The organism is Vibrio gigantis, assembly GCF_024347515.1.
Taxonomy (GTDB): Bacteria; Pseudomonadota; Gammaproteobacteria; order Enterobacterales; family Vibrionaceae; genus Vibrio; species Vibrio gigantis.
In genome coordinates, this window is record NZ_AP025493.1 from 629,599 (window position 1) to 642,350 (window position 12,752).

Consider the following 12,752-nt stretch of genomic DNA (forward strand, 5'->3'; position numbering starts at 1 on the left):
GACATCATATTGGCATCCAATAGTTTGTCACTTGCACCCTATTAAAAGTAGTAACCAACAAAAGGCATCTCATGGCTCTATTTAAGAAAAATATCTGGTCGCTGTACGCATTTATCGTACTACTGACCCTGATATTTTTCGCCGCGTTGGGGGTAACAAACTGGAAAGCAAACAGAGACGACTTCACAGAGCAGCAACACATTCAGGTTGAGCTTTTTTCTAGCTCCGTCAATTCGCTACTGACCAGTCAAGAAGCCTTGTTAGAAGTGGTCGGCCATCAACTGGCTCAACAGTCTGATTTTACACGTACTGCGTCTATCCAAATTAGACCCATTTTAGACAAGTTACTTGAAACCCACCCCGCTATAGCAGCGTTTGGCTTGTTGAACACCGAGGGTGACTACCTATCGATCAGCTCAAACCTCCAACTTGCTAATCAAAAGAACTTGCTGAATTACGCGGCAACGAGAGATTCTTTTTTGGACGCTCTATCAAGCCGTAGCATGGTACTTGGACGTACCTATTTTCAAGAGTCGTTGAATAGCTTGGTTATTCCGCTAAGAAAATCCATTTCAATCGATGGTAAGAAAACCGATGCTGTAATGACCGCAGGGCTACGCTTAGACGCCACAATCGTATTTGAAAATAATGCTCATGTCGGAAGTTTCAATACACTAAGCCTGATCAGAACAGACAGCTATCGCCAGTTTTATTCAAGTGATATCGAATCTGTGAGTGCGTATTCCTCTCCAGTAGGTAAAGATGTCATACAACGTATTGCGCGCACTTTTACTGAACACTTCGGCATTAGCGTGCAAGAAGCGATGAATGGACAAGAAACCTACTCTTTTGTCGTCGACGATGAACAATACCACTCTTTGATGAGCGCAAAATACATCCCAAACTACAAATTATGGGTGGTAGGACGTACTGACCTAACTCACGTCGATGGTATATTTTTACAAGAGTTCAGCATCCTTTTTGTTGCCTTTATTTTTCTTCAGTTTGGCTTCTACTTTTTGGTTAAGTCGATTGCCAAGAACGAACAGCGGACTCGTAGCCAGCTCATTTACCAGGCTAACCACGACCCATTAACCTCTCTCCCAAACCGTCTGTACATGCGTAAAAATATTGACAAGTGGATTGAAGATGAGTCTGAGCAGTTTTCGCTATTGTTTATCGATATAGATAACTTTAAATGCGTCAATGACACCCACGGGCATGACTTTGGAGACAAGGTTCTCAAACAGATCGCTTTGCGTTTGATGAGGTTTCGATCTCGCCTCAGCCTGTTAGTACGAGAATCAAGCGATGAGTTTTTGTTCTTAACACCATTGTCAAATGAAGCTGAGATTAAACGACTCGCCAAGCGTATTATTGAAGTACTTTCTCAACCTTATGAAGTTGAAAATGCTCAGTTTTTGCTAGGTTGCAGCATCGGTGTGGCACGCTTCCCTGAACACGGAAAAGATCTAGATAGCCTGTTACGTTCTGCCGATATTTCGATGTACAAAGCGAAACAGCAGCAGAACTCGTACAGCATTTTCACAAAGGAGATGCAAGATGCTCACCTCTACAAAATGAGAATAGAGCAAAGGCTGCGTATCGCTATAGAGAAACAAACACTGTTCATGGTTTTTCAGCCGCTAGTTCGAGCAAATGAGAGTATTCATGGTGTAGAAGCACTCGTTCGCTGGGTTGATGACGAATTGGGTTTTGTTCCACCCGATGTGTTTATACCGGTAGCTGAAAACACAGGGTTAATGCAAAAACTTGGGGCTTTTATTATTGAGTCCAGCATTATGCAGATCGCACATTTGCACCGAACAACGGAACAAAAGATTGGGCTTTCGATCAATATATCAGTGCGTCAGTTTTCTCATCAATCATTCTCTGAGCACTTGTTCGCGACACTAGAAAGGTATCAACTCTCTCCTAGCTGTTTAACGCTAGAAATTACGGAGAGTTTATTCATTGAAGATGTGACTCTGGTGAAGCCGACGTTTGAAGCCTTGAAAGAGAAGAATATAAAGATCTCTTTAGATGATTTCGGCACTGGTTATTCGTCTCTCAGTATGCTGAAAGCACTCCCTATCGATGAGCTTAAAATCGATAAGAGCTTTATTGAGAACATTGCTGTCGATCAGCAGTCACTCACCATGGTTCAAAACATTATCGCTATCGGTAAAAACTTCGGCATGGTGGTATTAGCAGAAGGCGTAGAATCAAACGAACACTTCTCGATACTGAAGGCCTGTGGATGTGATTTGATGCAAGGCTATTACTTTTCTCGCCCTATCCCTTACGATGAGCTGACTACTCACCTAAATCTACAGGTGACCGAGTACGCGGAATGTTCTATTTAAAATAGACGAGCAAAGTAAATAAGGTAGGCGGATAATTACCTACCTTATGCTTGTTTTGTGGCGGGCTATTTATTCATTTCACTATACATAACATCTATCAATTGTCCTGAAGGATCTCCTGATAACTCCCAAGTAAAAATGCCGCCTAGTTTAGATTTCTTCGCCCACTCTGCCTTTGCTTTAATAGAACGCTGATCTTCAAAAGATATGAATACCTTTTTATCCGTGTTCCATAAATAAGGTGCTTGAGCTTGTTCATCGTACTTGTACTCGTAACCTTGCTTGCTGCTGTAGTTATTCATAAGATCCCAGAACATGAAGTAACCATTTTCACCAGTGCCAAACTCCGTTCCTTTTTCAGAAACTAAATCACCTTTAGGCAACTCTCCAGCAAAGTCTTTTGTTCCTTGCCAACCTCGGCCATAAAAAGCCGCTCCGATGACGAGCTTCTCGCTAGGAATACCTTGTTCAATCATTTGATTAATAAAGACATCAGCGCCCATCCCCCACCAACTACGCTCTGTGGCATGTAAGTTTGTTGTGTGACCAGTCTGAGTTCCCCAGCCCCCGAGGAAGTCATAAGTCATAGCAAACATGTTAGTCAAATATGGGCTGGCTGCGTTCCAATCAATTTGCGCTGCTTTAGGACCAACACCGACAGCTGTTGAAAGCTCGTAATCTCTTTGAGTCGTCTTTGATAGATCGTCCAAATCACTTCTAATTGTTTTTACTAAAAGTGTGAACGCTTCACGCTCTAGCGCTTTTTGCTCATCCGTTAGTTTAGTCTCGGGGTTCCAAGGCGAAGTGGTTAAGCCACCGCCTCCTGGGTATTCCCAATCAAGATCAATACCATCAAAAAAGTCATATTTTTGGATCAACTCAACAGCAGTTTTTGAAAAGTGGGCAATGGCTTTAGGATCTTTCGCCATCGCATGGAAAGGTTCAGACATTGTCCAACCACCAAATGATGGCAATATTTTGATATTTTTATTGTCGGCCTTCAGTTGAGCTAACTGAGCAAAGTGTCCGTTATAGGCGACGTCAACATCCACGTCTCCGAAATCGACTTCTAACGCAGCTTCTTTATCCACAATAATCGCGGTATATGGTTCTTTGTCTGCACATTGCTGCTTAACTTGTTTTTGGACGGGCTCACCAGCACCGCTATGAGGACCACACATGCTCAAAAAGGCGTAAATAATATGTGAGAGCTTGTCTGCTGGTATGTCGTCAACGGTATAAGGGTTGTCTTTATTCAGATATTGCCAATCCGCAAAATACCCTGCGACGACTTTATCATCGGCATGTGTTGTAGGTGTGAGTATACAAGCCGTGGCTATTAAGCTAAGCGCAATGATGGAATTAGGTTTAAAGATAGAACTTGATTGGTCACTGTTGCTAGAAATAGCGTTTGTGATAAATGACAGTTTCATAATTATCTCCTTTAGTGTGGCTTAACATTAAAGAGTGATAATTCTTTCAACCGCTGAACAAATTCACTATTCGAGTCATATCTAATAGTTATCCCCCTTATTGCACTGGTTTCATTAGGGGGAATTTCCATGATTACTCAAATAGTGAATTCAACGGCAGTGAATATCTTACTGTTCACTGCCGTTGTGTTTATTCACACTAAGTTGCTCGTCCAAGTTCAGTACCGTCAACGCATTGCTTACGCTAGTAGCAATCACGTCTACAACACCTGTTCTTAGCGCACCTAGTAGAGCTAATGGTTTACTGTTCTCTGCTGCGATGGCAATAACTTCCGCTATTGGGCGGAACTCTTCCAAGGCCAAACCAATCACACGATCACTCATTACTGTGTTTGCAGTTTTACCGTGAACGTCAAAAAAGTCATAACCAGCGAAGTCACCAACCACACCTTGGAGTAAACGAGATTGAACCACTTCTCCAGCAGTAAACCAGCCTAAGTCGACCATATAACTGTTTTCACTCATGTCACCAATACCAACTAAAGCAACGTCAGCCTTTCGGGCTAGATCGAGTGTTTGCTTAACGGTGCTATTTTCCATGAATGCCGTTTTTTGTGCTTTATTCTCTGCATAAGCAGGCGCGTACAAGGTCTCGGAAGATCCGCCGTATTTTTTGGCTAGCTGCCTACATATATGGTCGGCATTAAACATACCGCCTCTTGGGTGAATACCGCCGATACCGCACACGAATTTGCAATCACGAGGCGTAATTACGCCAGTATGATGAGCAACAGAAGATACGTTACGCCCTTGCCCTACTGTTACCACCATCCCGTTTTTCAGTGTACTGGTTAGATAGTTAGACACTAAGCCTGCAACTTGGAGTCGCTGCTTCTCTTCGTTCGGTTGGTCTAATGCCACAAGTGCACGTTTCACACCAAAGCGCTCAATCAAGCGTTGTTCTATCTTGGCACTGAATACTGGGTGGTATTTCACGGTGATCTCAACAATGCCCTCATCTCGGGCTTGCTTGAGCATTCGACCAACCTTTGCACGAGAGATAGAGTACTTTTTAGAGATCTCTTCTTGTGTCGCGCCATCCTGATAATAAGCAACTGCCACTTCAGTGAGGAGATCAGTGTTTTCTTCGGAAACATCTTGGATATTCTTACTCATATACCACGCAACCTATATTTAACAATTATTTTACCTGCTTTGAGAACAAATGTTCGATGCATCAGCAAGTGATACACAAGTTTACACCGTGAACATATGTAACAACAAGGAACATTTGTTCACGGTGATGGCCTTGGTTTTATTGTTGATTAATTCACCACCCTATGCCCGTTAAACGTTTGCTTGCATACCCCATGATTACTAGAGCGAAATATATTTGACTGAAGTCACCATACAGGACTATTTACCGTTGACTTTGGTGCTAGAACGGATAAATATGGCTACATCATTTACTCATCGAGCGATCAAATGTTCTGTGCAAATGTTCGTTCGGAGAAAAATTTAAATTAATGTAAGTTTGGCTCACTGGTACAACCATTGAGAACTTCATTAGTTAGCTTGCAAATGCCCGCACCTCTCCCATTAAAAGGGGTGTTATGCGATACATAGGATGATCAAAATGAGCAATAAATTAGAGCAACTTCGTAAACTAACAACTGTTGTAGCTGACACTGGCGATATTGAAGCTATCAGCAAGTACACTCCTGAAGATGCAACAACTAACCCATCTCTAATTCTTAAAGCCGCTCAAATTGCTGAGTACGCACCTCTAATCGATGCTTCTATCGAATACGCTAAAGCGCAAAGCGATGACAAAGCACAGCAAGTTCAAGACACTTGCGACATGCTTAACGTGAACATCGGTAAAGAAATCCTTAAAGTAGTTCCAGGCCGTATCTCAACTGAAGTTGATGCTCGTCTTTCTTACGACATGGAAGGCAGCGTTGCTAAAGCTCGTCAACTTATCAAAATGTATAACGACGCTGGCATCACTAACGACCGCATCCTTATCAAACTGGCTTCTACTTGGGAAGGCATCCGTGCTGCTGAAATCCTAGAGAAAGAAGGCATCAACTGTAACCTAACGCTTCTATTCTCTTTCGCTCAAGCTCGTGCTTGTGCTGAAGCTGGCGTATTCCTAATCTCTCCTTTCGTAGGTCGCATCATGGACTGGTACAAAGCGAAAGAAGGTCGTGATTTTGAAGCTTCAGAAGATCCAGGTGTAATCTCAGTTTCTGATATCTACAACTACTACAAAGACCACGGTTACAAGACTGTTGTTATGGGTGCAAGCTTCCGTAACATCGGCGAGATCCTTGAACTTGCTGGTTGTGACCGTCTAACTATCGCACCTCAACTTCTAGCAGACCTAGAAGCAGCAGAAGGCGAAGTAGTAGAGAAGCTAATCGACTCTAACGGCACTAAAGAGCGTCCAGCAGCGATGACTCACGCTGAGTTCCTATGGGATCACAACCAAGACGCAATGGCTGTAGAGAAGCTAGCTGAAGGCATCCGCAACTTCGCAGTTGACCAAGGCAAACTAGAAGACATGATCGCAGCTAAGCTGTAATCACTCTCACCAAATTCAAATAGGGGAACGTTCAGTTCCCCTACTTTTATCAATTTGTTTATCTTAATTTTTATTCGGAAGTTTCTATGAACCGCAAACATCTAGCTAACGCTATTCGTGCTCTAAGCATGGACGGCGTACAACAAGCAAACTCAGGTCACCCTGGTGCACCTATGGGTATGGCGGACATCGCTGAAGTACTTTGGCGCTCTCACCTAAACCACAACCCAGCGAACCCAGAGTGGGCTGACCGCGACCGTTTTATTCTGTCTAACGGCCACGGCTCTATGCTGATTTACTCTCTGCTTCACCTAGCAGGTTACGAGCTTTCAATTGAAGATCTTAAGAACTTCCGTCAGCTTCACTCTAAGACTCCGGGTCACCCAGAGTACGGTTATGCACCAGGCATCGAGACGACTACTGGTCCTCTAGGTCAGGGCATCACTAACGCTGTTGGTATGGCAATGGCTGAGAAAGCGCTTGCGGCACAATTCAACAAAGAAGGCCACAACATCGTAGACCACTACACTTATGCATTCATGGGTGACGGCTGTCTGATGGAAGGTATCTCTCACGAAGCATGTTCTCTAGCGGGTACGCTAGGTCTTGGTAAGCTAGTTGCTTTCTGGGATGACAACGGTATCTCTATCGATGGCGAAGTGGAAGGTTGGTTCTCTGACGATACACCTAAGCGTTTCGAAGCTTACGGCTGGCACGTAATCCCAGCAGTAGATGGTCACGATGCTGACGCTATTAATGCCGCTATCGAAGCAGCTAAAGCAGATCCTCGCCCTACTCTAATCTGTACTAAAACAGTGATTGGCTTCGGTTCTCCAAACAAAGCAGGTACGCACGACTGTCACGGTGCACCACTAGGCGCTGAAGAAATTGCAGCAACACGTAAAGAATTAGGTTGGGAGCACGGTCCTTTTGAAATTCCGTCGGAAGTTTACTCAGAGTGGGATGCGAAAGAAGCAGGCGCAGCTAAGGAAGCAGCGTGGAACGAGAAACTTGCAGCTTATGAAGCAGCATACCCTGAGCTGGCAGCTGAATTCAAACGCCGCGTAAACGGTGATCTACCAGCTGAGTGGGAAGAGAAAGCAAACGCAATCATTGCAGATCTTCAAGCTAACCCAGCAAACATCGCATCACGTAAAGCATCTCAAAATGCTTTAGAAGCATTCGGTGCTATGCTACCAGAGTTCATGGGCGGCTCTGCTGACCTTGCGCCTTCTAACCTGACTATGTGGTCTGGTTCTAAGTCTCTTGAAGCAAACGACTTCTCTGGTAACTACATCCACTACGGTGTACGTGAATTCGGTATGACGGCTATCATGAACGGTATCGCTCTGCACGGTGGTTTCGTACCATATGGCGCAACGTTCCTAATGTTCATGGAATACGCTCGTAACGCTATGCGTATGGCTGCTCTGATGAAAACTCAGAACATCCAAGTTTACACGCATGATTCTATCGGCCTAGGCGAAGATGGTCCAACTCACCAACCAGTTGAGCAGATCGCTTCTCTACGTCTAACGCCAAACATGAGCACATGGCGCCCATGTGACCAAGTTGAATCTGCTGTTGCTTGGAAGCTGGCAATCGAGCGTAAAGATGGTCCTTCTGCACTTATCTTCTCTCGTCAAAACCTTGCACAGCAAGATCGTGATGCAGCACAAGTAGCTAACATCGCTAAGGGTGGTTACATCCTGAAAGATTGTGAAGGCAAGCCTGAGCTTATCCTAATCGCAACAGGTTCTGAAGTTGAGCTAGCGGTTAACGCTGCTGCTGAACTAACGGCTGAAGGTAAGAAAGTACGCGTAGTTTCTATGCCTGCAACTGACGCATTCGATAAGCAAGACGCTGAATACCGTGAGGCTGTACTTCCATCTGACGTGACTGCACGTATCGCTGTAGAAGCTGGCATCGCTGACTTCTGGTACAAGTACGTTGGTTTCGGCGGCAAGATCATCGGTATGACAACATTTGGCGAATCTGCACCAGCAGGCGAGCTATTCAAGATGTTCGGTTTCACTACTGAAAACGTAGTAAACACAGCAAAAGAGCTTCTAGCTTAATTGGCTAATCAGTTAGCTGATTTCTAAGCACATAATAGAAAGCCCTACTCTTTTGAGTAGGGCTTATTTGTATCTGTAAACTTTTACCGTTAGAACGAAAACCGCGCTCCTACTCGAATCGTATTCTGTCTTAAATTCTTGCTATAAGTATGATCATACCCCGCATCAATAGCGAGCCATGAGATCACCTCAACTGAGCTAACCACCCCCAAACTATTTACACCATGTTCATAGGTATCTGTATAACTGTAAAACGGTTGCACTGACCAACGTTCGTTAATCGAAACCACTGCACCTGCTTCACCGATAAACCCTTCATCGTAGTTTTTGTTGGTTTCCCTGTTACATGGATCAAGAATGCTGTCATTGCGACACGAAGAGCGTCTCTTAGGTTTCACCCAGTTAACGCCTCCAGCTGCGTACAGTTCAACCTGTTGAGTGACCGAATGGTACCAACCCAATTGAATAGACAGATCGGACAAGGTCGTTGAAGATCGTGTCGTCTTTGAAGAATCGAAACCAAAAAACAGAGAATCTGTTACCGCATAATTGCCGCCGAGATAGCCACCGTAAAGCTGCTTACTGCCGGAATTGTTGTAAGAGCCTTCAAAGTAATCTTGAAAACCATCATCACTGACTCGTGTGTTCTGATATCCCGTGTAGAGATAGTGAGAACCCTTTGAAGCCAAGCTTTGGAAACTCATAAGACTGAAACAAAAAACGGTAAAAATAAGAGGGCGCATCTCAGTAACTCAAAATTTGATTGGAATAGTAGAAGTGTAACCTAACCGTAATTGAACGGTGTTTTATTTATGTTTCAAAGATTTTCAAAACGAAACACTGAGCCACAAAAAAGCCCTGCTAATTTCGCAAGGCTTTCTCTTATTTCTCATTCCAACTAGCTCTGACAGTTATTTTTCTTCAAAACGTTTAGCTAGCTGATAAAACTCGTTTACTTGTTCTTTGAGTTCTGTGGAATGGTCTTTCACGGAATGCGTCGCAACCAAGTTTTGCTCTGCGGTCGAAGCGATAGACTGCATATGGAGGTTTACATCACTCGATAGTTGACGCTGTTTATGCGCAGAATTTTCTACCGACTGCATCAACTCGTTCATCGATTGCATCAGGTTCTCAACTTCCGATAAGCGTTCTGAGCTTACCTTGGCTACATCGCCACACGCGTCTGTTTGTTCTCTGTTTGCCAGAATATCTTTTTGCCAGCCTTCAATCGTTGCGAGCATGGTATCAATGCTCTCTTTGATTTGAACCGTCGCCTTAGATGTTCGACCGGATAACGCACGGACTTCGTCTGCAACTACAGCGAAACCTCGACCTTGTTCGCCCGCTCTCGCTGCTTCTATCGCTGCGTTCAATGCCAACAAGTTGGTTTGCTCGGCAATACCGCCGATCTCTTCCATGATCTTACTGACGCTTTGCGCTTGGTCGCTTAGCTGGTACGTCGTATGTGTTGCTTTCTCAGCCTGTGAAGCAAGGTTTTCAAGGTTGCGGTGAGTTTGGTTAATACTCTCTTTAGCACCCGCACAGGTTTGTAGAGTTACATCAACAATCTGATGCGCTTCTTCAGTACGAGAAGAGACCTCATTCGCCGTGACTTCAACCTCTTCCGTTGCTTCACGCACTTGTAGAATGTCCTTTGTCTGTTGATCTAACGCTTCTGAAACTTCAAATGATGTGGCATTCAGATTATCGGCTAAATCTTGCAGTGGTTTCGCAGAATCGGTCATACGGCCGAGTACCGTGCGAATTCGAGCAGATAACAGCTTTAAGTGAAAATCGGCCACTGAGAATTTGCTGTTACCCGAATAAACCAGGCGGCTCACACTATCGAATTTCGACTGCAGTTTTTTCAGCTGTAAGGGAGTATCAATCAGCTCTTGTCGGAAAAGCAGAGCTAATGCAGAAACCGGTAGCAAGCTAAGAAGCCATTGAGATACTTGTCCTACTTCGACAAGATTTGAAATCAGAGGCGCAGCCAGAGAGCCCAATAACACGGCATAGCGAACACTATCACTGATCTGTAATGACCATTGACGGCCAGATTTTTCAGCTTTCAATAAGCCTTGATAGGCTTTGTCGGCAACTTGTATCCATTCATTCTTAGGCTTAACACGTACAGATTGGTAGCCACTCACCTTTCCGCTCTCGTAAATCGGCGTGACGTAAGCATCGACCCAATAGTATCCACCAGATTTGGTTCTATTTTTAACGATGCCACGCCAAGCTTTACCCTGCTTTAGGTTAACCCACATATCAGCAAAAGCGGCTTTCGGCATGTCATTATGCCTTACTATATTGTGGTGTTGCCCTAGCAACTCTTGCTGGCTGTATTCTGCAATACGGCAAAAAGCATCATTACTGTAAGTAATCACGCCTTTGAGATCCGTCGTTGATACAAGTTGTTCGTGTTCGCTGAGAAGCGTTTCACGAGATTGAGAAGATAAACTGACAGTCATTATATTAACTTTTGCTAATTATTATTTTAGGCGAGGAATATATACAATTATTAAAGTTATGACAAAATGTGAACATCACATTTCGTGTAAATGCCTGCTATTTAAACAAAAATAAGCCAATTACCTCACAAAGCTCAACGCATCACGTATCTTCAATCTAACGGTTACTACTCATCTAAGTTTACTGCGGTACTAAACTTCACCGTTCTCATTGATACAGAGGTGTGGAACTTTCGAATGTTTAAGTCTTTACGCAGCACCCGCTCAACAAAATCTTCATAAGCTTGGATGTCTTTGACCGTAACAATCAGCATGAAGTCAAAGCTGCCGGAAATCTGGTAACACTGAGTCACTTCCGCAGCCTTCGAAATAGAGTGGCGAAATATCTGATAGATATCCCCTCGATCTCGCTCCATTTCCACAGACACAACCAAAGTCATCTTACTGCCAGTAAGCTCAGGATTGATGATAGACACATCACCCACGATCACGCCCTCTTCTCTCAGGCGCTTAACTCGCTTCAAACAAGCCGGCGGTGATAAGCCAACAATCTCTGCCAGCGACTGATTAGGAATTCGGTTGTTCTTTTGAAGCTCTACCAGAATACTTCTATCTATACGGTCTATTTCCATAATTTCTTAGGGCCATAGTTTTGTGACTTATAATTTCTAATATTACGATAATTAAAAAATATTACGCAACTTTAGAAAGCAATTTCAAAATTACGATCACAACAACCGCGATAAGATCTTCTCATACAACACAATCTAATAATGGTCGTAACAATGAAATTCACTTATCAATTTTTTAAAGAACTCCTTAAAGAGATTTTCGATGTCACTTCGACGCTTTTTCGAATCATGATTCCAATCATCATCGTGATAAAAGTGATCGAAGAGCTCGGCGGTATCGTGATTCTTAGCGAATGGTTAAGCCCTATAATGGAAAGCGTTGGCTTACCAAAAGAGATGGGCTTGGTATGGGCAACCACCATACTCACTAACATCTATGCTGGGTTAATCATTCTCATCAGTTCCGATGTTCCCCTTACTGTCACTCAAGCCTCCGTATTAGGCAGCATGATGCTTCTCGCCCATTCACTGCCAATCGAAGGTGCGATAGCCAAAAAAGCAGGCGTGAGTTGGCTAGCGACCTTATCAGTCAGAGTCGGCGGCAGTTTGGTATTAGCATGGCTATTGAATCTCAGCTACCAATATGGCGACTTACTCAACTACCCCGCGACTGTGCTTTGGCGACCGGAAGTATCAACGGATACCAGCTACCTAACCTGGGCCTTGGATCAGCTTAAAAGTTTTGCGGTTATCTTCATGGTGATCTCAGCGCTATTACTGCTACTCAAGATTTTAAAGCTTGTCGGAATTGAAAAACTGATGGCAGTCATGTTGAGACCATTCTTGAGGTTATTGGGAATCAGCAAAGACGCGACTAACCTAACCATCATAGGTATCACTCTTGGTCTTTCGTTTGGGGGAGGACTATTAATCAATGAAGCGAAAAAGGGACACATCTCCGCAAGAGACGTATTCACAGCGATCATGTTGCTCAACCTACTCCACAGTCTGATAGAGGATACTTTGGTGATCCTACTGATAGGAGCCGATTTCTACACTATCTTCTGGGGAAGGCTCGTATTCTCAGTACTCGTTATCGCCTTGATATCTAACGCCATCAAGCGTATCAACCCAAGTGTTTGTGAGCGATACTTTTATCGCGATGTATCCCAATCTTAGAAGCGCTAAACACTCGCTTACCTGTTACAAAAGAGCCTAAACTTGGGCTCTTTTCTCTCTTCT

Annotated in this window: 9 protein-coding genes; 4 read left to right on the forward strand and 5 right to left on the reverse strand. The window is 43.9% G+C overall.

Features of this window, described 5'->3' with window-relative positions; genetic code table 11:
- Positions 1-71 precede the first annotated feature (71 nt).
- Positions 72-2,366 (forward strand): putative bifunctional diguanylate cyclase/phosphodiesterase, encoded by a 2,295-nt coding sequence (locus OCV56_RS18925; RefSeq protein WP_086712685.1) that lies wholly within the window; start codon positions 72-74, stop codon positions 2,364-2,366.
- A 65-nt stretch (positions 2,367-2,431) separates the two neighbouring features.
- Here OCV56_RS18925 and OCV56_RS18930 read toward each other — a convergent pair whose 3' ends face one another.
- The gene (locus OCV56_RS18930; protein WP_190960458.1) at positions 2,432-3,799 is read right to left on the reverse strand and encodes a glycoside hydrolase family 18 protein; all 1,368 of its coding nucleotides are present in this window, start codon (positions 3,797-3,799) and stop codon (positions 2,432-2,434) included.
- A 168-nt stretch (positions 3,800-3,967) separates the two neighbouring features.
- Positions 3,968-4,975, reverse strand: a complete 1,008-nt coding sequence (locus OCV56_RS18935) for a sugar-binding transcriptional regulator (protein WP_086712684.1) — start codon at positions 4,973-4,975, stop codon at positions 3,968-3,970.
- A gap of 460 nt (positions 4,976-5,435) precedes the next feature.
- On the opposite strand from OCV56_RS18935, the gene tal reads away from it, so the two are divergent.
- Positions 5,436-6,386 (forward strand): transaldolase, encoded by a 951-nt coding sequence (gene tal, locus OCV56_RS18940; RefSeq protein ID WP_046209277.1) that lies wholly within the window; start codon positions 5,436-5,438, stop codon positions 6,384-6,386.
- A gap of 86 nt (positions 6,387-6,472) precedes the next feature.
- A complete protein-coding gene (gene tkt, locus OCV56_RS18945; protein ID WP_086712683.1) occupies positions 6,473-8,464 on the forward strand; it encodes a transketolase in 1,992 nt (663 codons plus the stop codon).
- 89 nt (positions 8,465-8,553) lie between these two features.
- Here the strand turns inward: tkt and OCV56_RS18950 are convergent, their stop codons facing one another.
- From OCV56_RS18950 to OCV56_RS18960, 3 genes are all read right to left on the reverse strand, one after another.
- Complete coding sequence (locus tag OCV56_RS18950; protein ID WP_086712769.1) at positions 8,554-9,168, reverse strand: hypothetical protein; 615 nt, start codon at positions 9,166-9,168, stop codon at positions 8,554-8,556.
- A gap of 207 nt (positions 9,169-9,375) precedes the next feature.
- Complete coding sequence (locus tag OCV56_RS18955) at positions 9,376-10,938, reverse strand: methyl-accepting chemotaxis protein (protein WP_086712682.1); 1,563 nt, start codon at positions 10,936-10,938, stop codon at positions 9,376-9,378.
- A gap of 167 nt (positions 10,939-11,105) precedes the next feature.
- A complete protein-coding gene (locus tag OCV56_RS18960; RefSeq protein WP_086712681.1) occupies positions 11,106-11,570 on the reverse strand; it encodes an Lrp/AsnC family transcriptional regulator in 465 nt (154 codons plus the stop codon).
- A gap of 153 nt (positions 11,571-11,723) precedes the next feature.
- On the opposite strand from OCV56_RS18960, the gene OCV56_RS18965 reads away from it, so the two are divergent.
- The gene (locus tag OCV56_RS18965; protein ID WP_086712680.1) at positions 11,724-12,689 is read left to right on the forward strand and encodes a hypothetical protein; all 966 of its coding nucleotides are present in this window, start codon (positions 11,724-11,726) and stop codon (positions 12,687-12,689) included.
- Positions 12,690-12,752: the final 63 nt, after the last annotated feature.

Coding starts and splice junctions, on each gene's coding strand:
- OCV56_RS18925 (WP_086712685.1), top strand. CDS start 72: ATGGCTCTATTTAAGAAAAATATCTGGTCGCTGTACGCATTTATCGTA.
- OCV56_RS18930 (WP_190960458.1), bottom strand. CDS start 3,799: ATGAAACTGTCATTTATCACAAACGCTATTTCTAGCAACAGTGACCAA.
- OCV56_RS18935 (WP_086712684.1), bottom strand. CDS start 4,975: ATGAGTAAGAATATCCAAGATGTTTCCGAAGAAAACACTGATCTCCTC.
- tal (WP_046209277.1), top strand. CDS start 5,436: ATGAGCAATAAATTAGAGCAACTTCGTAAACTAACAACTGTTGTAGCT.
- tkt (WP_086712683.1), top strand. CDS start 6,473: ATGAACCGCAAACATCTAGCTAACGCTATTCGTGCTCTAAGCATGGAC.
- OCV56_RS18950 (WP_086712769.1), bottom strand. CDS start 9,168: ATGAGTTTCCAAAGCTTGGCTTCAAAGGGTTCTCACTATCTCTACACG.
- OCV56_RS18955 (WP_086712682.1), bottom strand. CDS start 10,938: ATGACTGTCAGTTTATCTTCTCAATCTCGTGAAACGCTTCTCAGCGAA.
- OCV56_RS18960 (WP_086712681.1), bottom strand. CDS start 11,570: ATGGAAATAGACCGTATAGATAGAAGTATTCTGGTAGAGCTTCAAAAG.
- OCV56_RS18965 (WP_086712680.1), top strand. CDS start 11,724: ATGAAATTCACTTATCAATTTTTTAAAGAACTCCTTAAAGAGATTTTC.